The following is a 25,023-nucleotide window of genomic DNA, read 5'->3' on the forward strand; positions in this document are numbered from 1 at the left end:
CAGGCTATTTCTTTTTATCATAGCACAAAAAAACTGCCGACAAACTCTAAAATTAGAGTCATTGTCGACAGTCTGAAGCGGGCCAGTCGCGGCCCGCTTATTTATTGTATTCCCTAATTTGTGTATTAATCTCGTGCATTTCCTTTTCAAGAATGTCGAGCTCGCGCATAATGCCGTCTGTGTTGCCTCCGAAAGATTCAAGTTTTTCCAAATCTCCCTGTATGCGTACATAATCTGATTTTAACATGTCCAGCTTATGATCAAGTTCACGAAGAGTCATAGCAGCATCCGCCTCCATAATAAATTTGTGCATCTGTTTGCTATTTTAACTCAAAATCGTTATAATTTTAAATGAAAATCATTATCAATTTTATAAACGGCCTGGAATAAGATTAAGATTGCAGAAAAGAAAGGGGCTTGCGACGGTGGCAAGACTTCAAGCAGAGCAAGTAGACGTTTCTTACGAAAATAAACAAGTCCTGAAAAATATCAGCGTTGACATACCTGAAGGAAAAATTACTTCTATTATCGGGCCAAACGGCTGTGGGAAATCCACGATCCTGAAATCCCTGTCCCGTATACTGACCCCTGAAGAAGGCGGCGTGTACTTAGACGGCAAATCCATTCATGAAATGAAAACAAAAGATGTGGCCAAAAACATGGCAATGCTTGCTCAGACTCCGGATATTCCACTTACGTTGACAGTGGAACAGCTGGTATCATTCGGCCGGCATCCGCATCGCAAGCGTACCCGGAAATTAACTTCAGAGGACCACGAGGCTATTCAGGGCGCCATGAAAGACACGGGAGTTTTAGAATTTGCGGGTCGCACGCTAGATTCCCTGTCCGGCGGACAGCGCCAGCGGGCCTGGATCGCAATGGCCCTTGCCCAGGATACGGACCTGCTGCTGCTCGATGAGCCGACTACTTACCTGGATATGGCCCATCAGCTTGAAGTTCTTGAACTGCTTCAAAAGCTGAATGAGAAAGAAAGCCGAACGATTGTAATGGTGCTTCATGATTTAAATCATGCTGCCCGCTTTTCCGATCATTTAATTGCCATGTGCAGCGGAGAAGTACAGTGTATTGGCTGCCCTAATGACGTTATTTGTAAAAATGTACTCAGGCAGGTATTTGGCATTGATGCCCATGTGGTAACCGATCCAAAGAGCGGCAAACCCCTTTGCATGACGTATGATTTAATCGAGCGCACCCCTGCTTCTGCCACGGACTTATCACAGACGAATTAAAAAAAAGTAAAGCCAAGAACCCCTTCCTCGGGTTCTTGGCTTTCTTTCTGCATGATTATTACGATTTAGAGCTTCTGTGCATCAACCATAAAAAGAACGGGGTGCCGATCACAGCAGCCACGAGTCCCGATGGGATTTCATCAGGGGCGAGCACGGTGCGTCCGATCGTATCGGAAAACACAAGAAGAGAGCCGCCGATAAACAAAGCTACAGGAAAAATGCGCATGTAATCCTGTCCGACAAGCATACGGGCTAAGTGAGGCGCTACAAGTCCGATGAAGCCAATCGTGCCAACGGCAGCTACTGCCATGGCGGCACAGAAGGTGGCAAGCAGTACAGCGGTCCAGCGGGCAAAGGTTAAACGTTCTCCAAGAGCGATCGCTGTCTGGTCCCCGAGCGCAAGCACATTTAGGGAAGGCGCTAAATACCAGGCAAGCGGTATACTTACGGCAAGCGGGAGCAGCAGAAACTGCTGAAGCTCTTCGTAGCCAGTCGCATACGTACTGCCGGACAGCCATGTTAAAGCAGCGGCAGCGTTTAAATTAAAACGGGTTATCATAATTTGTGATAGGGCGCCGCCCACAGCAGACAGGGCGATACCGAGAAGCGCCAGTACAGCGGGGTGAAATTTAGTTTTCCAGGAGAAAAACAAAATCACACCTACCGCTGCGAAAGCCCCGGCAATAGCGCCAATCGGAATAAAGGCAGTTGGAATGTCCCTGAAAAGAAAAAGCACAAACAGAGCACCCGCGCCTGCTCCTGAAGTCACCCCGAGCACTGAAGGATCTGCGAGGGGATTGCGCAGAATACCCTGATACAGCATGCCGCTTAGTGCAAGCAGCATGCCAGCTGTAAGCGCCGTTAAAAGCCTTCCGAGCCTTAAGTCGAATATGATGAACCGCTGGCCGCTGCCTTCCTCTGTGAAGAGTGCCTGCCAGGTGTCCACAAAGCTGAATCCTGTGGAGCCACTGGCTAATCCCGCATAAAAAACGAGAGCGGTAAATGTTACAGCACCTGTTAAAACGACAGGGTATTTCAGCTCCCGCCCTTTACGCCCGCCCCCAATAGCACTTTGCTGCTCTGTGCCGAAAAAAGAGCCCCGGTGCTTTAAAATCAGCCACACAAGAAACGGAGCGCCGACTATCGAGGTAACAGCACCAACAGGGAGCTCACTGAGGGAAGGGTCAACCGCTCTTCCAAGCACGTCGGCCCCGATGAGGAGCACGGCCCCCCAAAGCATGGAACCAAACAGAAGGTTGGAATGAAGCTGATAGCCCATCAGTCGTGTCAAATGAGGAGCTACCAGGCCGATAAATCCTATGGGTCCAACAACACTTACGACGATGGCAGTAAGACCTACGGCAAGAAAAAACATCAATGCCTGCGTAGCCCGTACGTTTTCTCCAAGTGTAGCCGCCTGGTTTTTACCGAGAAGCAGGATATCGAGGCGGGGAGCGTAAAAGAACACCAGAAATAAAAGCACAATCAGTACAGGAAAGACAAAGCGGACTCCGCTCCAATCCTGCTGCACAAGAGTGCCATTTCCCCACAAGAACAAGCCGGCTGTCTGCACTTCAAAAAATATTTGCAGAACAGCGGTAAATGACGAAAAGGCGATAGAAAGCACAAGCCCGGCCAATGCCATCCGGACCGGTGTAGCTTCAAGTCCGCCGGCCATCGTAAACACCATCAATGCTGCCAAACACCCGCCGACAAACGCAGCAATGAATCCGCTTAGGCCCAGCCAGTCCGGCAGTATTGTAGCAAAAGCAACGATAAAGAAATAGGCTCCCGCATGGACGCCTAAGGTACTCGGCGCTGCCAGAGGATTTTTTGTGATAGTTTGAAAAATAACACCGGAAGCAGCTAAAGCTATACCAGAAAGTATGCCGATAACGATCCTCGGCAAATACACAGTCCGGAAAATACTGCTTTCTGTAGATTCGGTATTCTGAAGGAGATCCCACCAGAAACGAACTGAAAAAGTACCGGTGCTCTGCACAAGGTGCAGATATACTAGCAGCAAGAGAAGAGCTGCTCCGCTAGTATACAGCAGAACAGCTCTTGAAACGAAAGGCGAATTCATAATTACTCCTCATTTGTTAAAGCGTCTGCAACCTCTTCAGCGAATACTTCGGATGAAAGCGGACCGCCATAAGGCCATGTAGAGCTCGGAAGACGGTGAACATCATCGTTTTCGACGAAAGAAAGGCTGTTCCATACTTCATTATTATTCAGCGTTTCTTCAATATTATCACGATCGCCTTCCGGTGTGGGGATATCTATAAACGTCTGGTCCTGATAATCCTCGAGAGCGTCGACGCCTGTTTCGGTATAGCCGTATTCTTCAAACTGTTCAGCCTCATAGGCATTCTCGACACCAATCTGCTCCATCGTCTGGGCGGCAAGCGAATTGTCGGCAAACAGACGGAAAGTGACATTTTCATTTGCCAGATAAGAAAGGGAAAGCAGTACTTCTTCATTATCCTGGCCGGCGTCTTCAATTTCTGTTGACAGGTCGTCGTAGGTGCTGTCCAGATCATTTAATACCTGCTCCGCCTGGTCTTCCTCTCCAACAGCTGTGGCGATGCTCTCAAAGGTTGATTCCATCTCCTCGTACTGATTGCCTTCTCCTTCTGGAGGATATGGATTATACATCAGCGTCGGTGCAATTTCTTCAAGCTCTTCTTTGATATCTTCATGACGGTAGCCGGCAGTGATAATCAAATCGGGTTCAAGTTCGGCAATGCGCTCGAGGCTTGGCTCCTGTCTCGTCCCAACGTCCTGCACATCCCCGGAAGGAGCGGGCTCGATATCGGATAAATAATCGTTATAGCCGTCCAGGTCAGCAATACCGGCAGGCTGCATACCCAGAGCGAGCAAGTCTTCTGCATACACCCATTCAAGGGCGACTACATCTTCCGGTGTTTCATCGAGTGTTACTTCGTTGTCATACCCATCTGTTACCGTCACAGATTCGCTGTTTTCAGAAGATTCCTCATTGCTGCCGGATTCGTCCGAGCCGCTGCTGTCGTCTGAAGAACTGCATGCAGCAAGTGAAAGCGATAAAGCGGGTATCGTTAAAAATGTTAAAAAAGTCTTTTTATTCATATGTATATCCCCCTAATTGAAAAAGATTATCAATATCAACAAATCCGACTTTACTATAAAAGGGGGAGGAATTCAATAAATATAAGAAATTTTTCTTATTTATTATGTTGATCATAAAATTGGGCAGTAATTTCTTTCATTCTATTTTTATTTTTACCCATATCACCTTTGCCGAGCCTTGAAGCTGAACGGAAATGGACGTGCCCATGATTTCCGAAATAAAATACGACGTCATCCTTGAATTTAAGTACCGGGGTCGTGAATACAGCCGAAATATAGTTATCATCCTCATGAACAATTTCTGCATACTTCTGCTGCTGAATGATATGTCGAATAGTGCTTTTCGCTGTTTCCGGGCTGCCTGAATACTGGATGGGCTCCATGTAATGACGTTTATCTTCAGGGGAGCTCATGGTGGAAACACAATTTGGACTGTTAGGGCAGGGGGAGAGCATAAATAACATCCTTTCGCGGTAGAATTTTATATACAATATTGTGTACACTGTAAACAGATGATTAGATTTAGATCAGCGTTATTCTCTTTCCCGAAAAAATAAAGCGTTAATCGGAAGCAGGAAGGGAAGGGAAAAGGAAGAAAGGAGTGGATCGCAGATGGTGAAAGTAAGCCAGGTGAGTGAAAATATTATTAAGGTGCACATGAAAGTAGGTATTACCATCAGCGCCTGGGTCGTGAAGCATGAGAACGGATCAATCATTATCGATACGGGCATCCGGCCAATGGCGCCGAGAATTTTAAAAGAAGCAGCGCGTTTTGGACGGGTTCAGATGATTTTATTAACCCACGGTCATCCGGATCATGTAGGCGGACTCGCTTATATTCAGGATAAAGTAAATGCACCTGTTTATATTCATGGGCTCGAGATTCCTTACATAACGGGGGAAAAACCTTATCCTAACCGTAAAAAACCGGCCGATTATACAAAAGGATTTTCCGTAAAGCAGCTGCCGGGGGACAGCCGTGGCGTTTTTCATTCCATGATGGGAATTGATCCATATTTTACGCCGGGGCACTCGCCGGGTCATACCGCTTATTATCATAAAAAAGATGATGTGCTGATCACTGGCGACATGATTACTTCTAAAAATGGGCGTATAGGCCCTCCAATGAAACAGTTTACTGCTAATATGGACCGGGCGATGCGAAGCACGAAAACCATACAGAAAGTGGCTCCTGGAAAATTATCAATCTGTCACGGAGAAGATCTGGAGTATTCGCAGCATCTTTACAGCGCCTTCGTAAATGAATACCAGTCTAAAGTATAGGGGGCACGGTTATGTACAATGAGTCTTTAATGAAGCGGGCGGTCCAGCTGGCCCAGAGGGTAAAAAAAGAAGGAGAAGGAGATCCTTTTGGGTGTGTCATTGTCCGGAACGGGGAAATAGTGGCAGAGGAAGGGAACAAAACGTTTAAAACCTTCGATCCGACGACTCATGCTGAGCTCGAAGCAATAAGGACCGCTTCGCGGCTCTTAGAAACTACGGATTTAAGTGACTGCGAGCTGTATACGAGCGGTGAGCCGTGCCCAATGTGTGAAGCTGCCATCAATTGGAGCGGCATTCCGGTAGTATACACGGCAAAAACAGCAAAGGAGGCCGAACAAGCCGGCCTCCTTCCAGTGCCCGAAGCAACCTACGAGCTGCAGTACAAACCATTTCAGGATAAAACACTCAATCCATACCTTGAAAAGTAGACCGGGGCGATTAAAGCAGAAAAAAACGAAAATAAATAAGTATGCCCAGGTAGATAATTAATAACAATGCAGACATGAGCAGAATAAACCACATGTATAAAAGCGGCACGTGATGTGACTGCTTTTTTATTGTGATTGCAGCGAGGGTTGTTGTTGTTCCGAGCGTAAGCAGAATCAGCACGACCAGCCAGGTGGCAATGGATGGCCACGGTAGAAAATAAACAAAGGGCATAAGCATCAGCAGTACACACATTGTATAAAACGCATACAGCGATGTTTTATACAGGCGTGTGTCCTTTTGACGCTCTTTGTGCTGCCGCCGCCGGTCCAGTCTGCTGGTTGATTTTTCCCCGTTCGCGGAAGCAGGCTGTAGTGTCTGCTTAACACGGTCCCACAGCTTTTTCGGGGTGAATGCTCTCCATTTTGATGAACTTCCCATTTTTCATGCTCCTAAAGGCAGGCGGAAAACATCAGCATTACGGCCGGCGTGTGAGGCCCATAAACGTTTGCAAAAATGATTTCCAGTTACGGTTTCTGCCATAGTAATAGTCGATGATCTGCGAAAGTGATTCGAACTTTCCTTCATAAGGATACCATAAAATTTCGCTGTTCATACTCCCTCTTGCACTCATAACGGACGTTTCAATACTGAATGAACGCATGCCTGCGGTGGAGTGGTAGGATCCAATGCCGCTCTGTTTCGTGCCTCCATAAGGAAGGTAGTGATTGGCAGCGTGGGATATTACATCATTGATCATGAAGTTGCCCGTGCGGACCTTTGCAGTGAAGTTTGCCGCAAGCTCCTGATCGGAAGTGAAAATGGATCCGCTCAGACCGTAAACGGTATCGTTGAACAGCTCGAGCGCCTCGTCTATTGTAGAATAGGTCCGTACTGAAAATACAGGACCGAAAGTCTCTTCCTTCCATACCCGCATTTCTCTGGTTACTCCAGTCAAAACAACCGGTTCGATTGTCAGGGTTTGGTCGTCCCACTGTTCCGGAGGTTTCCCGGCTATTTGTTCGGCCCCCTGGTCAAGTGCTTCCTGGACCTGGCTGTAGACAATATCCCACTGCTTTTTTGTCGTCATCCGACCGATTTCATACTCCTTGTCGCCATCCCGGCGCAGACCGGCGATGGTACTGCGTACACTGTTCAAAAATTCCTCCTGAACCTCTTCGTGCACTATCACGCGCTCGACAGATAGACAGACCTGCCCGCTGTTCATGAAAGCCCCCCAGGAAGCAGCATTCGCCGCCCGTTCTACGTTTGCATCCTCATGAACGACCATAGCATCCTTTCCGCCCAGTTCGAGGGTGGTAGGGATCAAATGCTCGGCGGCCTGCTTCTGGATAACCTTTCCTGTCGCGACTGAGCCCGTGAAATGAATGTAGTCCGGCTGCTGCTCAATCATTAAGCGTCCAGTTTCAGCTCCGCCATGAAGGACTTGAAAAACTCCCTCAGGAAAAAGCCCCGAGATTTTTTCAAGAAGAAGGCTCGCAAGCGGCGTTTCTGCGGAAGGCTTTAAAAGCACGCAGTTTCCTGCGGTCAGAGCTTCGACAACAGGGATAAGAGAAAGCTGAAACGGAAAATTCCATGGAGAGATAATAGCAATTTTTCCCCGGGGCTTCCGGATAATTGATGAATTTTTACCCATGAAAATCATTGGGGTTCTGACCCGCTCACGGTTGAAAAGGCCGGGAGCTTCTTTTTCAATGTGGCGCAGTGCTTCAAGCACTGGAATGACTTCAGAACCCATGGCTTCAATAGGTGGTTTTCCTGTGGCGGAGGAGATAATGTCAGCAATCTCTTCGCGAAGCTCGCTAATAGTAAAACGAAGCAGCTGTATGTAACTCAGCCGTTTCTCTATAGGCAGAGAAGCCCAGGGAGCGAAAGCATCATCGGCCTTTTGCCAGGCGGCCAGTATTTCTTCTTCATTAGATGAATGAACGGTTGTTGAATCCAATGTTGACACCCTTTCTGAATCAAAATAATAAGTATAGTACTCCGTTCCCTAATTGGGGGTAATCATAACAGAAGTTACGGAAAAGAAACCGTGGTCGTTCCAAAAGGTGCCAGGCGTCTTTTCCGTGGTGAAGGACGCTTTATTTATCAAAGCCGTATCGGATAAAGCGGGAGATATCTTTCGCAACACCAATATCCCAAAGAATAATAAATAGAACCAAAATGGCAGGCCCCGCCAGCAGACCAACAGCTCCAAACATTTGCAGGCCGGCAAACAGGGAAATCAGCACGGCGAGCGGATTCAGATTCATGCTCGAAGAGAGCACTTTTGGCTCGATAATCTGCCGGACAACCATTGTAATGGTGTAAAGGATCAATAGACCGAGCCCAAGACCGAAATTGCCCGTCAGAATCAGATACACTCCCCAAGGAATTAAAATAGTGCCGGTGCCCAAATAAGGAAGAAATTCAGCGACACCAACGATGGCCGCAAGCCAGTAAGCTCCTTCGACTCTCATGATAAGAAGGCCGATTAGCACAATAACGCCCGTCACAAGCATAAGGATCAGCTGTGCCCGGATGTAGCCGAACACTCTCGCCCACATGGCCTGATAAAAAGCTTTCAACCGCTCAATAACAAAGGGAGGCAGGGCCAATTTCATTTTCCCGGCGTATCGGTTCCAGTCTTTTCCAATAAAATAAATAGCGAGTATGATAAATAACAGGACAATCAAAAGCGTAGGGATACCTAAAATTAATTGGGTCAAAGCGTCGGCGATGGTTTGGGCGACCGAGCCAAGGCCAGAGCCGAGCTGGCTCCCGAGCTGGGCTATCCCCTGATCTACAGAAGACTGACCGCCAATGCCGGAAGCGGCTCCGGTGGCTCTTTCCCAAAAGGGAAGGATGTTTTCATTGTAAAAATTCTGCATCTGCTGAAAGGTATTCTCCATCCATGTGGGACCCTTCTCAGCGATCACATTGAATATTTCAATTGAAAGAAAGATCAGTCCGGTAATAATGCCTCCAACGATACTTAAAGTAAGAAGGAGCCCGACAAGGGCAGCTATCCCATTTGGCAGTCGCAGTTTATAATGAAGCCATCTCGTAAGCGGCATAAGCATCCAAGCGAAAAAAGCAGCGATCCAGAACGGATACGTATAGGAAAAAATCTTGCCAATCGCCCATGCGAGGGCGAAAGCGGCTATTATAACGATGACAAACCTTAAAATCATCCAGCCGGTCGTTTGTTTCATGGGCCATTCCATTCCTTTCCTTTGGCGGACATACTATCCATCTTTTCTTATTATAACCTTCCCACTATAAAAAGGAATCTACACGTTTTTTTAAATATTCCCGAAAAGGGAGGCGGATATACTTTTGATGAATGGTTCTTTAGGGTAATTATAAGTTAGAATGACAGTAGTGGCTTATACTTTAGGAACAGACAGGGGAGGAAGCAGTATGGATATTAACGGAAAAGTCTTTTTACTGCCGGGCGGTGCATCCGGACTTGGCGGTGCTACGGCGAATATGCTTGTAGAAAACGGTGCGAAGGTGGTTATCGCCGATTTTGAGGTGAGACCCGGAAGAAAAAGAGCAAAAGAGCTTGGGGACAGCGCCATTTTTATTGAAATGGACGTTACTTCAGATGAAAAAGGAAAAGCAACTATTGATGAAACAATAGAAACGTTCGGGCGTATTGACGGAGTAGTCAATTGCGCAGCTCTCGGACTTGCAGAGAAGATTTTGAATAAAAAGAATTCGCATTCCCTGGAGCATTTCAACCGCGTTATTCAGACGAATCTGGTTGGAACGTTTAATATGCTCCGGCTCGGTGCAGATGCGATGAGACATAATGAACCAAATGAACAGGGAGAAAGAGGCATCATTATTAATACATCTTCGATCGCAGCCTACGAAGGCCAGGTCGGCCAGGCTGCCTACAGTGCCTCTAAAGGAGGCATATGGAGCCTGACGGCGCCGGCGGCCAGAGAGCTTTCAGATTTTGGCATACGCGTCATGGCTATCGCTCCGGGCTTGTTCGAAACTCCTTTTTATATGTCCTTTCCGGAAAAAGCGAGACAGACGCTGGGACAGAACGTTCCTTTTCCAAGAAGGCTCGGGTTTCCGAATGAGTACGCCTCGCTTGTGAAAGAAATTATCCAAAACACGATGTTAAACGGGGAAACTATCCGTTTGGACGGCGCACTCCGTATGCCTCCGAAATAAAAAAGTACCAGCGTCCGCAGTCGGACGCTGGTACTTTTCGTTTATGGCAGCGGAATGCCGCTTTATTACTGCTCCGGAAAGCACAGTTCATAAAAGTTACACCGCTTGCAGGCGAAGGTGTTGGTCGTTTTTTTGAAATACTCGAGCGGCAGTGGTTTATTGGCTTCTTTGTCCTCAAGGAAGCCGGCCATACGCTCCACGCTCTGGACGAGCAGCTCTCTGACTTCCTGAAGAGTGGAATGATCAAGCCTGTGTTCGACACTGGTGCCTTCGAGCAGATATTCATTCCGCACGACGATATCCTCGAGCGCTGTTTCCGGGTAGTAGTCAAGGACGTACTGCGCATACAGCGCAAGCTGATACGGATCTTCTTCTGTCTGCAGGCCGGTTTTCCAGTCCACGATTACCCATTTATTGTTTTCTTCATCTTTATAAAGAAAATCAAGAACGGCAAACACCTTTGTGTTTTCAAGGCTCATCGTGCGGAGTTCTTCCGATTCGAGGTAATAGGTGGGCCGGTCAGAAGTAAGCTCGAGTAACGTGTCACAGGTTAAAATGTGCTCTACTACAGCCTCAAGACGGTCCTGAATTTTTTTAATTTTCTCCGCGGGCAGCTTTTTCTCTTCTCCGTAGTAAATTTCATGGAGCATTGTCGTATGTTTCGGTTTTTTACGCCACTGTTCGACATTTTGGGTAGAATCGATAAATCCTGCGTTCAGACGGGTACGGATCGTTTCTTTCAAAGTGTCTTTTGTCGGCAGATGGCCATCAGTTAAATATTTTTTCAGCGTTTCTTCCACTAAATCATGCACAATAGACCCAAACAGCATTTCGAGATTAGTTAAATTTTTCAACCGGTAGACATGACGCGGAAAAGGATCCGCATTACGCAGCCAGCCGTTGTGTGAGGAGTAATACTGGTGGGCATACTGTCGTTCGCATTGAAGCAGCGTTTTATGCCTCGACAGCGACCAGGAAAACTCCGGATAATCCCGTATAGTAAACAGGAGAAATCACTCCTTTGATTTGTCTTTACCTTGCTCCTGATACCATTTTAACGGTGACGACGGGCAAAGTCGATAAAACGGAACTTATCCGAACGGTGCCTGGACTCGGTGTACTGAAATAATTCTGCATTATCGAGATACACATAGTTTCGGACGACTGCAATACTCGAATCCGGGTAAAGATCAAGAAGCTGCTTATCTTCTTCCGTCGGCTTTTCAATAGTAATTTCCTTACGCGCAAAGCTGATTACAAGCTTCAGTTTATTCTCCACGTAGTCATAAATGGAATCGGCGCAAATGTCTTCGGTGAGACCAGGCACCCAGCGCTCAAGCAGGTAGTCAATGTCGAGCACAATGTTTTCGCCATCCATTTTCCGCTGGCGTTTTACTTCCCAGACCTGCTCCGTTTCCTGAACCTCGAGCGCATGCTGAAGCGCCGGGGGCACAGTAGAGAGAGTTAAGGAATGCACATGGGTTTTACTGTTGCTGCCGGTCTGTTCCGCCAGCTCTTTAAAGCTGACAAGCCCGGAAACGGGAAAATCGAACCTGCCAGTTTCAAGCACGACGGAGCCCTTGCCCTGTATTTTTTGAATATACCCGTGCTCGGAAAGCAGATTCAGGGCTTTTCGAATCGTCTCCCGTGACGTGTCATACATAGAAGTAAGCTCATGCTCAGAAGGAAGCAGGGCATGAGGCTGAAACTGCTCATTGCGGATGCCTCGTGCTATTTCTTCATAGATGTCTAGATATTTTCTTTTTGTGCTCATGCTCGTTACACCCCAGGACGACTATTTTTGATAATGCAGAACGATTGTTTCATAAGGCTGCAGACTGTCAGCTTCCAGGGAAAAGCTATCCCGTTTGTAATTGGTGACAAAGACAGTGCCCGCCACTTCTTTTCGGGGAAGATCCAGCCTGCCGGCCTGAATCGTATCAGATGAGAAATTACTTATAACGAGTAAGGCTTCATCTTCGTCCTCGCGTGTGTAGGCGAAAAGAGAAGGGTGATCCGGCAGATAAAGCTGGTAATTCCCGGTCGTCAGGATTTTGTAATCCTTGCGGAGCTGAATTAATTTTTTGTAAAAATGATACACAGATTCCGGATCGTTTACCGCTTCTTTGGCATTAATGAACGTATAATTTTCCGGCACCGGCAGCCACGGCTCGACTTCACTGAAACCGGCATTTTTCGATCCGTCCCACTGCATCGGCGTACGTGCGTTGTCCCGGGAGCGGGCCTGAATGACAGCGAACGCTTCCTCAGGGCTTTTTCCCTGCTTTTGCATAATATCATAATAGTTGATGGTTTCCACATCACGGTAGTCGTTAATGGAGCTGTAGGAAGGGTCCGTCATCCCAAGCTCCTCGCCCTGATAGACGTAAGGGGTTCCGCGCATACAGTGCATGGTTGCTGCGAGCATCTTTGCCGATTCTACGCGGTACTTGCCGTCGTCGGCGTATCTGCTTACAATGCGGGGCTGGTCATGGTTACACCAGAACAGCGCGTTCCAGCCACCGCCTTCATACATACCGCTTTGCCAGTCCGATAACGTTTCTTTTAATTGCACAAAATTGAATTCGGGCAGGGTCCATTTTTCTCCTCCGGGGTAATCCGCTTTTAAATGATGAAAATTAAAGGTCATGCTCAGTTCTTCCCGGTCCGGGCGGGTGTATTTGATGCAATGGTCGATCGTTGTGGAGGACATTTCTCCGACCGTCATAGCTCCGTGCGGGGCAAATACGTTTTGATTCATTTCATGCATCCACTCGTGCACTCTCGGCCCGTCCGTATAAAACCGGCGGCCATCGCCGATATCGTCATTTGGAAACCGCTGATCCTTTGAAATTAAATTGATGACATCGAGCCGGAATCCATCAATACCTTTATCGAACCAGTAGTGCATCATGTCGTACAGCTGACGGCGCAGTTCTTCATTTTCCCAGTTCAAATCGGCCTGACTGACGTCAAACAGATGCAGGTAGTACTGGTTTGTCGGCTCATGCCACTGCCATGCAGATCCGCCAAATTTAGACACCCAGTTGTTTGGCACGTCTCCTTCTACAGGGTCCTTCCAAATGTAATAGTCGCGGTAAGAGCTCGCGGCATCTGACGAAGCAGCCTGAAACCAGGCATGGTCTGTGGAGGTATGGTTAATAACGATATCCATAATAATCTTCATGCCCTTAGCATGAGCTTCAGTCAACAGACGCTCGAAGTCCTCCATCGTTCCATATACATCGTAAATATTATAATAATCGCTGATATCGTATCCATTATCCTTTTGAGGAGAAGGGTACACAGGATTTAGCCATAAAACATCGATTCCTAGATCCTGAAGGTAATCAAGCTTTTCGATAATACCGGGGAGATCGCCTACTCCGTTCCCGGTCGTATCGTTAAAGCTTTTAGGGTAAATCTGGTAAATAACTGCGCGTTTCCACCACGGTTCCATTCTGCTCATCCTTTCGCATATATGCTGTATGAAGCAAAGGCGCCTGCCAAGTGGACCAGCAGACGCCTGAATTCATTAGTTAAACTTCTACTTTGCGAATACGCCCATAGAGATAGGTTAATACAATCGGGAGGATAATGACAATCAGCATTCCGATAAAGAACACTCCCCAGTCTCCCGGACGGATGGAAAAGATGCCGGGAATACCACCGACGCCGACAGCAAAGGCCAGGACGTTATTAATACTGATAAACGTTGCTGCGATGGCAGAGCTGATGAGCGCACAGAAGAATGGGAACCGGTACTGCAGGTTGACCCCGAATAATGCCGGCTCGGTAACGCCAAGGTACGCCGAAAGGCCGGCGGAGCCTGCGAGCCCCCGCATGTTCTGATCTCTCCAGGCTAAAATCATTATACCGACAGCAGCAGAGCCCTGGGCGATGTTGGAAAGAGCAAGAATCGGCCATAAGAAGGTGCCGTCAGTTGAAGCTGTAAGCTGCAGGTCCACCGCAAGGAATGTATGATGGAGCCCGGTAATAACAAGTGGTGCATAAAGGAGACCGTAAAGCAGGCCGCCAAGCCATGCGTATTGATCAAAGGTCCACAGGAAGAAGTCGGTAATCGCGTTCCCAAGACCAAATGTAACCGGTCCGATAATAATAAAGGTAAAGAACCCGGTAACAAGCAGAGCGATCGGTGCCACCAGCAGCACCTGGATGGAGTCAGGAATTCGTTTCCTAAGAAAGATTTCAATCTGTGCCAGTACATAAGAGGCTACAAGCACTGGAAGTACCTGACCCTGATAGCCGACCTGCTCAACGTTCCAGCCAAATAAATCCCAGGTTGGAACTTCATTGTTTGCACTTGCATCACCATAAGCATATGCGCTTAAAAGCTCCGGGTGAACGAAAATTAACCCGAGTACAATACCGAGGAGGGGACTGCCTCCAAACCGCCTGACTGCCGACCACCCTATGAGAACAGGAAGGAAGTTAAATGAAGCGTTTGCAATGATAAAAATAATTTCAGAAAAACTGGTCCACTGCGGATATACTTCGATGACAGCTTCGTCGAAAAATATGCCGGGGCCGGTTAACAGGTTATTTAAACCAAGCAGCAGCCCTGCAGTGATAATGGCGGGAAGAATCGGAATGAAAATGTCAGCGAGCAGGCGAATAAACCGCTGAAACCCATTCTGTTTTTTGCCGGATTTCTGCTTTTCGCTGGTATCGCTTTCAGAATCTTCGTCTCCTGCACGGCCGCCGCTTTCTTCAGAACGGCCTGTAACGCTCATCAGCTCTTTATACACTTTGTCTACTGTGCCCTGGCCGATGACGACCTGGTACTGGCCTCCGGAGGCAAAAGCTCCCCGTACAAGCTCGAGGTTTGTGAGCTTTTCCTTGTCAACTTTTTCTTCGTCGTACAAAACGAATCGCAGTCTTGTCACGCAGTGGGTGACTGTTTCTATGTTTTCATTGCCTCCCACGGCTTCTACAATCGTTTCCACGGCTTCCTTTGTGATTTTTGCCATTTTTGTTCCCCCTTAAATGAATGCATTTGAAAACGATACCAATTTATAAATTCACTTTAACTTGTATATACAAATTAGTCAATATAATTATCAATGTGAAAAAGGTTTTTATTAAACGAAAAATAGGAATACTAATAAAAAACCCTTTAATGGAGCGTGAAAGCATGGAACAGCTGATAACACTTGATCAAACAGAAACGTTATACGGAACGCTCACCGTGCCTGAGAACGGGTATGAAAAAGTCCCTGGTGTGCTGATAATTGGGGGGAGCGGTCCTGTAGACCGCGATGGAAACGCCCCGGGGATGAAATTAAACATTTATAACCAACTGGCGGCCTGGCTTGAAAAGCAGGGCATAGCGGCGCTGCGCTATGATAAGAGAGGCACAGGGAGCAGTGAAGGAGATTTCCTTGAGACGGGGCTGCAGGATTTAATCGAAGATGGTGCTGCTGCGGTGCGTCTTTTGAAAATGATCCCTGAAATTGATGAAGAGAAAATTTTCATTCTCGGTCACAGCGAAGGCGGGGCGATTGCTCCAAAAGTGGCTGAAAAAGAAAAGGTACAGGGGCTGATGGCACTCGCATCGTCGCCTAAGCCACTGTTTGATATTTTACTCGAACAGGGAGAATCGGTAGAAAGGGAAATAAGTGAGGGGAAAGGGATCTTTTACCGTGCATTGAAGACGGGGAAAGTAAACAAGCGGATGATCAAAAAGCAGCATAAAGTGCTCAAGGAGCTGCTTGATGAAGAGGCTTCAAAAAAATATAAAAATGTAAACGTAAAATGGTTTCAGGAGCACGCTGACTATGACCCGCGAGAGGCCTTTCACCGCATGCGCATCCCCGTGATTGCCGTAAATGGCGGCAAAGATGCCCAGGTGAAAGCGGAAGACGTCAGTGCAATTGCTCAGCATACAAGCGGTCCGGTGGAGGCTTATGTAGTCGAAGAGATGAATCATATTCTCAGACACCAGCCGGAAGAGTTTTCGATTATGAAAACGCATCGCAGGTACTTAAAACAGCAGAACGACAATCTGTCCCACGAACTGCTGGACCACCTGTACCCGTGGCTGCAAAAACAGATACAGTAGTAAACACTTGAAAAATCTATTATCGAATATAAAAGAATCGTCCCCGGGCTATTAGGCCAGGGGACGATTCTTTGATTATTACATAGAAGCTTTCTGCAGACTGTTGATCATTGCCAGCGATTTACCGGTACCAATCGCGACAGCCTCAAGAGGTGATGATGCAAGGTGGACCGGTACTACAATCTGGCGGCTCAGCCACTCTTGAAGGTCGTTCAGTAGCGCGCCCCCGCCAGTAAGCACAATTCCCTGATCGACGATGTCCCCGCTCAGTTCCGGCGGACACTGCTCAAGAGTAACGCGAATGGTTTCCAGAATCTGCTCGAGGGTTTCTGTGATAGCCCGGTGGATTTCCGGTGACTCGAGAGTAATGGTTTTTGGCAGCCCGTTCACAAGGTCTCTGCCCCGGATTTCCATCGTACGGACTTCACCGTCAGGGATAGCGGAGCCGATCTCCATTTTGATATTTTCAGCGGTCCGTTCGCCGATCAGCATGTTGTATTCCTTGCGGACATGCTGGGTAATGCTTTCATCCAGATGGTCTCCGCCGCGGCGGATCGCCCGGGAGGAAACAATGCCGCCGTAGGAAATAATGCCAACCTCTGTCGTGCCCCCGCCAATATCGACGATTACGTTCGCTTTAGGTTCATCTACAGGCAACTCTGCCCCGAGCGCCGCTGCAATTGGTTCTTCGATTAAGGAAACAGATTTAGCCCCGCATCCAAGCACTGCGTCCCGGATAGCCCGGCGTTCTACGGAAGTGGAATCACACGGCGTACATACTACGACCTTCGGTTTGCGGAGAGTAAAGCCTGCTTCTTTTTGAATTTTTTTCATGATATGCGAAAGCATTGCGGATGTAATATCATAATCTGCAATAACGCCTTCTTTCATCGGACGGGTCGCGATAATATTGGCCGGAGTTTTTCCAACCATTTCTTTTGCTTCTGTACCTACAGCGTAGACTTCTTTTGTGTCGATATGAAGCGCTACAACGGAAGGCTCGTTAAGAATAATGCCTTTTTCTTTCGTGTAAACAAGAATATTTGCGGTTCCCAAATCAATACCAATTTCTGTTAATGCCATTTTATTTACTCACCTTTTCCGGGTTATTAGTCTCTAGTATTTCATTGTAGAGGAGTGGAGACACTTAAATAAGGGTCTAAGGTCACGTAAAAAATGAGTAATTTCCCATTTTTACGAAAAAAATCATCTGAATTAATAAATTAAGTCCACGACTTCATCAATGGAGATAGCTCCAAAATACGTATACAGATCAAACTGCGATAATGTTTTGTAGATGGCATCGCGTTCATATTTCGTACCCTGAAGTGCTTCCTGGAGATCCTCTACGTTCCCGGTACCAAAAAAGTCACCGTATATTTTCGTTTCCTGAATCACGCCTTTTTTGACGTTGAAGCGGATGTCGAGCATGCCGGCATCGAATTTTTTGCTGCGGTGAATATCAAAAGCCGGGGACTTGCCGTAGTTCCAGTCCCAGTTGCTGTAACGTTCCTCGGATATCTTATGAATTTCCTTCCAGTCCTCATCGGTCAGGCGGTACTGCTCGATGTCTTCGTCGCTTCCAAAAATATAGCGAAGAATGAGCTGTTTGAAGGCTTCTACGGACAATGGCTCATCCAAAAACTCATTGATATTTCCTACACGGCTCCGAATGGACTTGATCCCTTTCGAGCGGATTTTTTCGTCTTTTACATTCAGCGCAGCTACGACGTTTTCAATTTCTGAATCGAGCATCAGGGTGCCGTGGCTGAACATTCTCCCTTTTGTGGCAAACTGGGCATTGCCGGAAATTTTTTTCCCGTTCGCCTGTAAATCATTACGCCCCGACATTTCGGCTGGAACCCCTATATTATTCAAAGCATCGACGATCGGCTGAGTGAATTTTTGGAAATTTTGAAAGCTATTGCCATCATCTTTGGTTAAAAAGCTGAAATTCAAATTGCCTAAATCGTGGTAGACTGCCCCGCCACCGGAAAGGCGCCGTACCACCTGAATGTTGTGCTTCTCCACATAATCGGTGTTGATTTCTTCAATTGTATTTTGATTTTTCCCAATAATAATGGAAGGTTTATTTACATAAAAAAGCAAATACATTTCGTCTTTGTCGAGATCCATGTTTTTTAAAGCAAATTCTTCAATGGCTAAATTGATTCTTGGGTCATTAATGCCTTCATTATCAATAAATTTCATTCGTAACCTCCTAAAAATTGTGCGCTGAACCGATGCTGCTTTTAAAAGTAAGATCCTTTTATATTATGCCATAAATACTGATGTGAAAGCTAATGCTAACAGGAAATAGAATGACCGGGAAAATTCCCCTATTAATAATCCCTAGTTAAACGATTTGTATTGTTGACTTTGCAAAAGGAAGCCACTAAAATATACTGTAAGCTAATAAACCTGATAAACTTACTAAGGATTTCAAAGACTTTAAAATAAGATTTTCATTTTTTATAGAAACAGGTACAATATTAAATTGAAAGGGATGGAAGCGCATGATAGTATATGATTCCCTGCAGACAAATGAATTGGAGCAAGTGAATAACGAAGTGCTGGAAGGAAAAAGTGCGCTTGAAGTTATCCGCTGGGCCTACGGCGAATACGGCGATGATTTAGTATACGCATGCAGTTTCGGAGCTGAAGGAATTGTATTGATCGATTTAATCAGCCAGGTGAAACCAGATGCAACCATCGCTTTTCTCGACACCCAGTTTCATTTTAAAGAAACGTATGATGTAATTGATGCAGTTCGTGATAAGTATCCGGAGTTAAATATTAAAATGCTGAAGCCGGAACTTTCGCCTAAACAACAGGCGGCCCAGGAAGGCGATAGACTTTGGGAAACAGATCCGGACCGCTGCTGCAGTATTCGGAAGCTGCAGCCCCTCGAAAACGAATTGAGCCAGTACGGCGCCTGGATGTCCGGCCTGCGCAGGTCGCAGTCACTTACGCGTCGCAACACGCAGTTTGTAAACGAAGATAAGCGGTTTGAATCGATTAAAATTTGTCCTCTAATCCACTGGACGTGGGATGATATCTGGGCCTATATCGAAGACAACAGCCTTCCTTACAATGAACTGCACGAACAGAATTATCCAAGTATCGGCTGTGTACAGTGCACTGCAAAGGTGCTCGAAGGCGAAGACCTTCGCAGCGGACGCTGGACAGGAAGCGGAAAAACAGAATGCGGCCTGCACCGCTGATGAATTAAGATGAAGAAGGGACGATGATCATGGCTTTAAGCACACCGCACGGTGGGAAATTAGTAAATCGTAAGGACTTGAACAAAGACGTTTCATCCATTCAAAAACAAATTGAGCTTGATGAGGTCGCTTTATCTGACCTTGAACTGCTTTCAAACGGAGCATTCAGTCCGCTTGAAGGCTTCATGAGCGAAGAGGACTACAACTCGGTGGTTTCTTCGATGCGCCTTGCGGACGGCACAGTCTGGAGTATTCCTATTACCCTTCCGGTTACGAAGGAAAAAGCGGAGGAATTGAAAGCAGGAGAGGAAGCCCTTCTGGTTTTTGACGGAGAAACGTACGGTACGATTGAACTTGAAGGATTCTATGCTCCGGATAAAACGCGGGAAGCAAGAGAAGTATACCGCACCGAAGAAGAAGCCCACCCCGGCGTAAAGAAAATGTACGATCGTCCGGACACGTATGTTTCCGGTAAAATTACGCTTGTAAAAGAAATCAGCCACGAACAGTTTGAAAACTATTATCTGGACCCGGAAGAAACGCGTAGCGCGTTTGAAAGCCGCGGCTGGAATACCGTAGTCGGTTTTCAGACGAGAAACCCTGTTCACCGGGCGCATGAATATATTCAAAAAGCAGCGCTTGAAACCGTGGACGGCCTGTTTTTAAATCCGCTTGTCGGAGCAACAAAATCAGATGATATTCCTGCCGATGTGCGTATGGAAAGCTATGAAACCATTCTTGATGAATATTACCCTGAGAACCGGACGTTTTTAGCCGTATTTCCTGCTGCTATGCGCTACGCCGGGCCGAGGGAAGCAATATTCCATGCCATGGTCCGGAAAAATTACGGCTGCACCCACTTTATTGTGGGCCGTGACCATGCTGGTGTCGGTGACTATTACGGCACGTATGACGCTCAGGAAATTTTCTCCGAATTTACGTTTGAAGAACTTGGCATTCAGCTGCGCTTCTTTGAGCATTCCTTCTACTGCCTGAAATGTGAAAACATGGCAACAGCCAAAACGTGCCCGCACGACAAAGCTGACCATGTCATTCTTTCCGGTACGAAGGTGCGCGCCATGCTGACCAATGGCGAAATGCCTCCAAAAGAGTTCAGCCGTCCGGAGGTCGTGGAAGTATTAATCCGCGGCATGCAGCGCCAGACTTCCAATTCATAAACGACAGGAGGAAAACGATGGGGTCTAAATCCACCGATATCGTCTGGCACGATGCCTCGGTATCTAAAGAAGAACGTCAGGAAAAAAATAAGCATCAAAGCTTTGTGCTATGGTTTACCGGTCTTTCCGGATCCGGTAAATCCACGCTCGCAAACGCCGTTTCCCGGAAGCTTTTTGAACGGGGCAGTCATACCTACGTGCTCGACGGAGATAACGTCCGCCACGGCCTGAATAAGGACCTTGGCTTTTCTCCGGAGGACCGGACAGAAAACATCCGCCGCATCGGAGAAGTGGCAAAGCTGTTCGTTGACAGCGGCCAGATTGTCAGCACTGCTTTTATTTCCCCGTACCGGGAGGACCGCCATCAAGTGCGTGAACTGCTCCCGGAAGGAGAATTTATCGAAGTGTACGTAGAGGCGAGCCTCGAAGCGTGTGAAGAGCGGGACCCGAAAGGGTTGTATAAAAAAGCCCGCTCCGGAGAAATTCCTTCCTTTACCGGGATCAACGCTCCCTATGAAGAGCCGGAAAACCCGGAGCTCACGGTAAATACGGAACAAAAATCCATTGAAGAATCTGCCCAGGAAGTGGTGGACGCGTTAGTGAACTGGGATTACATCGAAGAACAATAAAGAAAGATACGTAGAGGACGCGGGCTGTTAAGCCGTGTCCTTTTTTACCATTTAATAAAGAGAAAGGAGGGGTTGGGTGGCAGCTGGAAAAGTTTATTTAGTAGGAGCAGGGCCCGGAAATGAAGGTCTTCTTACCGTGCGCGGAGCAGAGTGCATCCGGCAGGCGGACGTCATCTTTTATGACAGGCTGGTCAACCCGCTTCTTCTGGAACAGGCCCCGATTGAAGCGGAACGTATATACTGTGGAAAACTGCCGCAGAAGCATATTCTGCGGCAGGAAGTGATTCAGGAAATGATGGTGGAAAAAAGCCGGGAGGGAAAACGGGTAGTACGTCTTAAAGGCGGCGACCCTGGTGTGTTTGGAAGAGTCGGGGAAGAAGCGGCCGTGATGGAGGAAAACAGTATCGAGTACGAAATTGTTCCGGGCATCACCTCTGGTATAGCTGCCCCGCTTTATGCCGGAGTACCTGTAACTCACCGCGATTATTCGGGAAGCTTTGCAGCGATTACGGCCCATACGAAAAAGGAAACTGGAGAGCCGGACCTGGACTGGGAACCGCTTGCCAAAAGCATTGATACAGTCGCTTTTTACATGGGGGTCAAAAACCTGCCTTTTATAACGAAGCGGCTCATAGAAGCGGGAAAGCCTAAGGATACGGCCGTGATGGTAGTCGAGTGGGGCACATATTCCAAGCAGCGGACAGTTAAAGGCACACTGGCAGATATCAATGATATTGTACAGAAGCATGCGATTGAAAACCCTTCGATTACGCTGGTAGGCAACGTCGTTAAAGCTGGACCGTCCTCCACCTGGTTTGAAGAGCTTCCATTGTTTGGCCGCTACATATGGCATGTGCGGACAACACCGGGTGCAGGCAGATGGAGCAGTGATTGGAAGAGTCAGGGGGCGGAGGTGTATGAAGGGCCGGTATGGGAAGAAACATTGCCGGAGCTTATCCACCTACAAAAGGATCTCCCCTATGATGAAATTGTATTTGAAACAGCCAGTGACGTTGAAGCGTTTGTGTCTCAGTTAAAGAACTGGCGTCTGGACCTGAGACAGGTAACCTGCCTTCTTACAGCCGCAACCCGCCGGGCAGAAGAAAAATGGAAGGACTACGGCGTTCTTCCCGAATTTCGTCCGAAAGAGCGGTGGGGCCATACAGAGAGCGTTCATGCTATTGGAAGCGAAGATTGGATAAAAGAAATCGGTCCCCAGGCCAGCAGTGACATAGGGCATGTGTTAAAGAGTGCCGTGTCTTCAGATCATACACTTGAGCGGCTGCTGATGGATAACTCCATTAATACAGTGATTTTCCCATGTAGAAAAGCTGTCACGACAGCTGTGGGGAAAATCAATGACTTGTATAATGGAGACGCTGGCCGGTGGTGGTCGCAAAAAACAGTAGTGTGCATTGGTGAACGCACGAAAGAGCAGGCTGAAAAATACGGAATCCATGTGGATACGACAGCAGAGGCTTCGGCGCAGGCAGTCACTGCCTCTATTCAAGATTGCTTCAGCCCTATTATTTAAGGAGGAATGATCATGAAAGCTATTTTGTTTGTTGGACACGGCACGAGAGTCCCCGAGGGCAATGAACAGGTAAAAGCTTTTACGAAAAAAGCGGGAGCTGCTTTCCCGGATTACGAGCAGAGAACCTGCTTTTTGGAATTGGCAGAGCCGGATATCGTCACAAGCGCTGTTGAGTGCATTGAAAATGGTGCCGATACCCTGGCTGTTGTGCCGGTGCTTTTGCTTTCAGCCGGTCATATCAAAAAAGATATTCCTGAAGAGCTCGAAAAAGTGCAGCAGATGCACCCTGAAGTGACTATTCAATACGGGAACCCTTTTGGTGTTCATGACCGTATTAACGATCTTCTCCTGGACCGTCTCCGGGTAAAAGGGTGGGTGCCGGAGGAAGAAGCAGTCATCCTGTTTGTAGGAAGAGGTGCAAAGGATCCCGGGGCAATCGAAGACTTTTACCGTATAGCCGGAGAGCTTGAGAAGCATACCGGCCGTTCGAGGGTGGAAACAGCTTTCCTGGCCGCCGCCGAGCCGGGGTTTCAGGAAAAAATGAAAGAGCTGGCTGAAGGAGAGCGGCCAGTATACGTTCTGCCTTATTTAATGTTTGTCGGACTGCTCATTAAAGAGATGGACGAAGCAGCAGCCCACTACAATCAGGCCAAACCCGGGCATTTTACAAGGTGCGACTTTTTAGGCTTCGACGAACGGCTGCTTCCGGTGCTTGAATCCCGTGTCGCTGAAACGCTTGAAAAAGCCGCAGGCATTCATGTCTGACTTTCTTTTTCCGCTAGCTGTAAATCTGGAAATGAGGGAAACTGTAATCATTGGCGGCGGCAGGGTGGCGGAACGTAAAGCCGGCAAGCTGTTAAAGGCAAATGCTGCTGTAACGATTGTGGCACCGGAGCTTTCTGAAGGACTGAAAAAGCTTTGGGAAGAAAATAAGGTGGACTGGAAGCAAAAAATGGGCAAACCGGAGGATTTGGAGAACGCGTGGTTGATTGTGTCCGCCTCCGGGGATCAATCAGCCCAGCAAATGATTGCGAGGCATAAGCATCCCTGGCAGCTGGTGAACGGTGCCGATAACCCTTCAATTGGTAATGTAGCTTTTCCGGCTTCATTCATGGAAGACGGGGTGCAGATCTCCATTTCAAGCGGCAGCAATAAGCCGGCAAGCGTAAAGGAGTGGAAGCACTATCTCCAGCGTCTTATAAAAAAACGGTGAATCCTGCAGGTGTAATTTAAAGAACAGCGGGTATACAGTAATAGTCACAGCATATACAGAAAGAAGGTATACAATATGGATTACGTAACTTTAAACAATCAGCTGCAAATGCCTCAGCTTGGCTTCGGTGTTTTTCAGGTAAGTGATGATGAAGCTGAACGGGCTGTTACTCACGCGCTGAACTCCGGCTATCGTTCTATCGATACGGCAATGATCTACAAAAATGAAGAAGGAGTCGGCCGTGCGATTAAAGCGAGCGAAATTCCGAGAGAAGATCTCTTTATTACGACAAAGGTATGGAACTCTGATCACGGCTACGAAAATACGCTGCAGGCATTTGACGCCAGCCTGGAACGCCTGGGACTCGATTATGTGGATTTATATCTGATTCACTGGCCGACGCCGGCAAATGACGATTACGTAGAAACGTACCAGGCGCTTGAAAAGCTTTACGAAGACGGCAAAGTAAAAGCCATCGGCGTAAGTAATTTTGAGGTGGAGCACCTGGAAAGAATTTTAAACGAATGCACAGTGAAGCCGGTATTAAACCAGGTGGAATGCCATCCTTACTTGGCCCAGAATGAATTAAAGGATTACTGCAAAAAGAAAAACATTTATGTGGAAGCATGGAGCCCTATCATGCAGGGCGGAGAAGTGCTTGGTGATGAACACATTCAAAACATTGCAGAAAAGCACGGGAAAAATCCGGCCCAGATCGTTCTGCGCTGGCATCTGCAAAATGATACGATCATCATTCCGAAATCAGTGACACCGGAACGCATTGAAAGCAACATCGATGTGTTTGACTTTGCGCTTGAGGATGAAGATATGGCGACCATTAATCGTCTGGATAAAGGCGCACGTAAAGGGCCAAGACCGGCAGAAATCAACTAAAAAG

The 25,023-nt window shown here is 47.4% G+C and carries 25 protein-coding genes; 12 read left to right on the top strand and 13 right to left on the bottom strand.

All coding sequences use genetic code 11. From position 1 onward, the window contains the following. Positions 1 to 97 precede the first annotated feature (97 nt). Complete coding sequence (locus ACTRXI_RS13810; RefSeq protein ID WP_322526008.1) at positions 98 to 280, bottom strand: SE1832 family protein; 183 nt, start codon at positions 278 to 280, stop codon at positions 98 to 100. Positions 281 to 425: 145 nt separating this feature from the next. Here ACTRXI_RS13810 and ACTRXI_RS13815 point away from each other — a divergent pair, with 145 nt between their 5' ends. Further along, a complete protein-coding gene (locus ACTRXI_RS13815) occupies positions 426 to 1,250 on the top strand; it encodes an ABC transporter ATP-binding protein (protein ID WP_474263471.1) in 825 nt (274 codons plus the stop codon). Positions 1,251 to 1,308: 58 nt separating this feature from the next. Here ACTRXI_RS13815 and ACTRXI_RS13820 read toward each other — a convergent pair whose 3' ends face one another. From ACTRXI_RS13820 to ACTRXI_RS13830, 3 genes are all read right to left on the bottom strand, one after another. Continuing rightward, positions 1,309 to 3,336, bottom strand: a complete 2,028-nt coding sequence (locus ACTRXI_RS13820) for an iron ABC transporter permease (protein WP_474263473.1) — start codon at positions 3,334 to 3,336, stop codon at positions 1,309 to 1,311. Positions 3,337 to 3,338: 2 nt separating this feature from the next. After that, positions 3,339 to 4,361, bottom strand: a complete 1,023-nt coding sequence (locus tag ACTRXI_RS13825) for an ABC transporter substrate-binding protein (RefSeq protein WP_474263475.1) — start codon at positions 4,359 to 4,361, stop codon at positions 3,339 to 3,341. 95 nt (positions 4,362 to 4,456) lie between these two features. Further along, a complete protein-coding gene (locus ACTRXI_RS13830; RefSeq protein ID WP_474263477.1) occupies positions 4,457 to 4,825 on the bottom strand; it encodes a DUF1499 domain-containing protein in 369 nt (122 codons plus the stop codon). A 148-nt stretch (positions 4,826 to 4,973) separates the two neighbouring features. On the opposite strand from ACTRXI_RS13830, the gene ACTRXI_RS13835 reads away from it, so the two are divergent. Continuing rightward, the gene (locus tag ACTRXI_RS13835; protein ID WP_474263479.1) at positions 4,974 to 5,645 is read left to right on the top strand and encodes an MBL fold metallo-hydrolase; all 672 of its coding nucleotides are present in this window, start codon (positions 4,974 to 4,976) and stop codon (positions 5,643 to 5,645) included. A gap of 11 nt (positions 5,646 to 5,656) precedes the next feature. Continuing rightward, positions 5,657 to 6,073: a nucleoside deaminase gene (locus tag ACTRXI_RS13840; RefSeq protein WP_474263481.1), complete on the top strand. Its 417-nt coding sequence runs from the start codon at positions 5,657 to 5,659 to the stop codon at positions 6,071 to 6,073. 10 nt (positions 6,074 to 6,083) lie between these two features. Here ACTRXI_RS13840 and ACTRXI_RS13845 read toward each other — a convergent pair whose 3' ends face one another. The 3 genes from ACTRXI_RS13845 to ytvI all read right to left on the bottom strand — a co-directional run bounded on the left by ACTRXI_RS13845 (position 6,084) and on the right by ytvI (position 9,289). Continuing rightward, positions 6,084 to 6,512, bottom strand: a complete 429-nt coding sequence (locus ACTRXI_RS13845; protein ID WP_474263483.1) for a hypothetical protein — start codon at positions 6,510 to 6,512, stop codon at positions 6,084 to 6,086. Positions 6,513 to 6,549: 37 nt separating this feature from the next. Next, entirely contained in the window at positions 6,550 to 8,037 is a 1,488-nt protein-coding gene (locus tag ACTRXI_RS13850; RefSeq protein ID WP_474263485.1) for an aldehyde dehydrogenase family protein, read from the bottom strand. 139 nt (positions 8,038 to 8,176) lie between these two features. Then, positions 8,177 to 9,289 carry a sporulation integral membrane protein YtvI gene (ytvI, locus tag ACTRXI_RS13855; RefSeq protein WP_474263487.1) on the bottom strand — a complete coding sequence of 371 codons (1,113 nt, stop codon included), beginning with the start codon at positions 9,287 to 9,289 and terminating at the stop codon, positions 8,177 to 8,179. A gap of 208 nt (positions 9,290 to 9,497) precedes the next feature. Here ytvI and ACTRXI_RS13860 point away from each other — a divergent pair, with 208 nt between their 5' ends. Next, positions 9,498 to 10,265 (top strand): 3-hydroxyacyl-CoA dehydrogenase, encoded by a 768-nt coding sequence (locus ACTRXI_RS13860; RefSeq protein WP_474263489.1) that lies wholly within the window; start codon positions 9,498 to 9,500, stop codon positions 10,263 to 10,265. A gap of 65 nt (positions 10,266 to 10,330) precedes the next feature. Here the strand turns inward: ACTRXI_RS13860 and ACTRXI_RS13865 are convergent, their stop codons facing one another. The 4 genes from ACTRXI_RS13865 to treP all read right to left on the bottom strand — a co-directional run bounded on the left by ACTRXI_RS13865 (position 10,331) and on the right by treP (position 15,256). Further along, a complete protein-coding gene (locus ACTRXI_RS13865; protein WP_474263587.1) occupies positions 10,331 to 11,272 on the bottom strand; it encodes a PD-(D/E)XK nuclease family protein in 942 nt (313 codons plus the stop codon). Positions 11,273 to 11,319: 47 nt separating this feature from the next. Beyond that, positions 11,320 to 12,039: a trehalose operon repressor gene (gene treR / locus ACTRXI_RS13870; RefSeq protein ID WP_474263491.1), complete on the bottom strand. Its 720-nt coding sequence runs from the start codon at positions 12,037 to 12,039 to the stop codon at positions 11,320 to 11,322. Between the two features lie 21 nt (positions 12,040 to 12,060). Further along, complete coding sequence (gene treC / locus ACTRXI_RS13875) at positions 12,061 to 13,725, bottom strand: alpha,alpha-phosphotrehalase (RefSeq protein ID WP_474263493.1); 1,665 nt, start codon at positions 13,723 to 13,725, stop codon at positions 12,061 to 12,063. A 79-nt stretch (positions 13,726 to 13,804) separates the two neighbouring features. Beyond that, positions 13,805 to 15,256, bottom strand: a complete 1,452-nt coding sequence (treP, locus tag ACTRXI_RS13880) for a PTS system trehalose-specific EIIBC component (protein ID WP_474263495.1) — start codon at positions 15,254 to 15,256, stop codon at positions 13,805 to 13,807. A 164-nt stretch (positions 15,257 to 15,420) separates the two neighbouring features. On the opposite strand from treP, the gene ACTRXI_RS13885 reads away from it, so the two are divergent. After that, positions 15,421 to 16,347: an alpha/beta hydrolase family protein gene (locus ACTRXI_RS13885; RefSeq protein WP_474263497.1), complete on the top strand. Its 927-nt coding sequence runs from the start codon at positions 15,421 to 15,423 to the stop codon at positions 16,345 to 16,347. A gap of 78 nt (positions 16,348 to 16,425) precedes the next feature. Here ACTRXI_RS13885 and mreBH read toward each other — a convergent pair whose 3' ends face one another. After that, the gene (gene mreBH, locus ACTRXI_RS13890; RefSeq protein ID WP_474263499.1) at positions 16,426 to 17,430 is read right to left on the bottom strand and encodes a rod-share determining protein MreBH; all 1,005 of its coding nucleotides are present in this window, start codon (positions 17,428 to 17,430) and stop codon (positions 16,426 to 16,428) included. Between the two features lie 132 nt (positions 17,431 to 17,562). Continuing rightward, positions 17,563 to 18,558: a lipoate--protein ligase gene (locus ACTRXI_RS13895; protein WP_474263501.1), complete on the bottom strand. Its 996-nt coding sequence runs from the start codon at positions 18,556 to 18,558 to the stop codon at positions 17,563 to 17,565. A gap of 305 nt (positions 18,559 to 18,863) precedes the next feature. On the opposite strand from ACTRXI_RS13895, the gene ACTRXI_RS13900 reads away from it, so the two are divergent. The 7 genes from ACTRXI_RS13900 to ACTRXI_RS13930 all read left to right on the top strand — a co-directional run bounded on the left by ACTRXI_RS13900 (position 18,864) and on the right by ACTRXI_RS13930 (position 25,019). After that, positions 18,864 to 19,571, top strand: a complete 708-nt coding sequence (locus ACTRXI_RS13900) for a phosphoadenylyl-sulfate reductase (protein WP_462864886.1) — start codon at positions 18,864 to 18,866, stop codon at positions 19,569 to 19,571. 29 nt (positions 19,572 to 19,600) lie between these two features. Then, positions 19,601 to 20,749: a sulfate adenylyltransferase gene (gene sat, locus ACTRXI_RS13905; protein ID WP_474263503.1), complete on the top strand. Its 1,149-nt coding sequence runs from the start codon at positions 19,601 to 19,603 to the stop codon at positions 20,747 to 20,749. 17 nt (positions 20,750 to 20,766) lie between these two features. Further along, the gene (cysC, locus tag ACTRXI_RS13910) at positions 20,767 to 21,378 is read left to right on the top strand and encodes an adenylyl-sulfate kinase (protein ID WP_474263505.1); all 612 of its coding nucleotides are present in this window, start codon (positions 20,767 to 20,769) and stop codon (positions 21,376 to 21,378) included. 76 nt (positions 21,379 to 21,454) lie between these two features. Continuing rightward, on the top strand, positions 21,455 to 22,912 hold the full coding sequence (cobA, locus tag ACTRXI_RS13915; RefSeq protein WP_474263507.1) for a uroporphyrinogen-III C-methyltransferase: 1,458 nt from the start codon (positions 21,455 to 21,457) through the stop codon (positions 22,910 to 22,912). 12 nt (positions 22,913 to 22,924) lie between these two features. Beyond that, positions 22,925 to 23,677, top strand: a complete 753-nt coding sequence (locus ACTRXI_RS13920; RefSeq protein ID WP_474263509.1) for a sirohydrochlorin chelatase — start codon at positions 22,925 to 22,927, stop codon at positions 23,675 to 23,677. Beyond that, positions 23,670 to 24,125 (top strand): precorrin-2 dehydrogenase/sirohydrochlorin ferrochelatase family protein, encoded by a 456-nt coding sequence (locus tag ACTRXI_RS13925; RefSeq protein ID WP_474263512.1) that lies wholly within the window; start codon positions 23,670 to 23,672, stop codon positions 24,123 to 24,125. Before ACTRXI_RS13920 ends, ACTRXI_RS13925 begins: the two co-directional genes overlap by 8 nt. 75 nt (positions 24,126 to 24,200) lie before the next feature. After that, positions 24,201 to 25,019 carry an aldo/keto reductase gene (locus ACTRXI_RS13930; RefSeq protein ID WP_474263514.1) on the top strand — a complete coding sequence of 273 codons (819 nt, stop codon included), beginning with the start codon at positions 24,201 to 24,203 and terminating at the stop codon, positions 25,017 to 25,019. The last annotated feature ends 4 nt before the right edge of the window (positions 25,020 to 25,023 follow it).

Source organism: Marinococcus sp. LNHM4E3-1 (genome assembly GCF_056034405.1).

Bases quoted from the DNA above. Each gene is read 5' to 3' on its own strand.
- ACTRXI_RS13830 (WP_474263477.1), bottom strand. From the start codon at position 4,825: ATGTTATTTATGCTCTCCCCCTGCCCTAACAGTCCAAATTGTGTTTCC.
- ACTRXI_RS13840 (WP_474263481.1), top strand. From the start codon at position 5,657: ATGTACAATGAGTCTTTAATGAAGCGGGCGGTCCAGCTGGCCCAGAGG.
- ACTRXI_RS13920 (WP_474263509.1), top strand. From the start codon at position 22,925: ATGAAAGCTATTTTGTTTGTTGGACACGGCACGAGAGTCCCCGAGGGC.
- treR (WP_474263491.1), bottom strand. From the start codon at position 12,039: ATGAGCACAAAAAGAAAATATCTAGACATCTATGAAGAAATAGCACGA.
- ACTRXI_RS13925 (WP_474263512.1), top strand. From the start codon at position 23,670: ATGTCTGACTTTCTTTTTCCGCTAGCTGTAAATCTGGAAATGAGGGAA.
- ACTRXI_RS13885 (WP_474263497.1), top strand. From the start codon at position 15,421: ATGGAACAGCTGATAACACTTGATCAAACAGAAACGTTATACGGAACG.
- ACTRXI_RS13835 (WP_474263479.1), top strand. From the start codon at position 4,974: ATGGTGAAAGTAAGCCAGGTGAGTGAAAATATTATTAAGGTGCACATG.
- ACTRXI_RS13860 (WP_474263489.1), top strand. From the start codon at position 9,498: ATGGATATTAACGGAAAAGTCTTTTTACTGCCGGGCGGTGCATCCGGA.
- cysC (WP_474263505.1), top strand. From the start codon at position 20,767: ATGGGGTCTAAATCCACCGATATCGTCTGGCACGATGCCTCGGTATCT.
- ACTRXI_RS13810 (WP_322526008.1), bottom strand. From the start codon at position 280: ATGACTCTTCGTGAACTTGATCATAAGCTGGACATGTTAAAATCAGAT.
- ytvI (WP_474263487.1), bottom strand. From the start codon at position 9,289: ATGAAACAAACGACCGGCTGGATGATTTTAAGGTTTGTCATCGTTATA.
- ACTRXI_RS13895 (WP_474263501.1), bottom strand. From the start codon at position 18,558: ATGAAATTTATTGATAATGAAGGCATTAATGACCCAAGAATCAATTTA.
- ACTRXI_RS13930 (WP_474263514.1), top strand. From the start codon at position 24,201: ATGGATTACGTAACTTTAAACAATCAGCTGCAAATGCCTCAGCTTGGC.
- sat (WP_474263503.1), top strand. From the start codon at position 19,601: ATGGCTTTAAGCACACCGCACGGTGGGAAATTAGTAAATCGTAAGGAC.
- treP (WP_474263495.1), bottom strand. From the start codon at position 15,256: ATGGCAAAAATCACAAAGGAAGCCGTGGAAACGATTGTAGAAGCCGTG.
- treC (WP_474263493.1), bottom strand. From the start codon at position 13,725: ATGGAACCGTGGTGGAAACGCGCAGTTATTTACCAGATTTACCCTAAA.
- ACTRXI_RS13845 (WP_474263483.1), bottom strand. From the start codon at position 6,512: ATGGGAAGTTCATCAAAATGGAGAGCATTCACCCCGAAAAAGCTGTGG.
- ACTRXI_RS13900 (WP_462864886.1), top strand. From the start codon at position 18,864: ATGATAGTATATGATTCCCTGCAGACAAATGAATTGGAGCAAGTGAAT.
- mreBH (WP_474263499.1), bottom strand. From the start codon at position 17,430: ATGGCATTAACAGAAATTGGTATTGATTTGGGAACCGCAAATATTCTT.
- ACTRXI_RS13820 (WP_474263473.1), bottom strand. From the start codon at position 3,336: ATGAATTCGCCTTTCGTTTCAAGAGCTGTTCTGCTGTATACTAGCGGA.
- ACTRXI_RS13825 (WP_474263475.1), bottom strand. From the start codon at position 4,361: ATGAATAAAAAGACTTTTTTAACATTTTTAACGATACCCGCTTTATCG.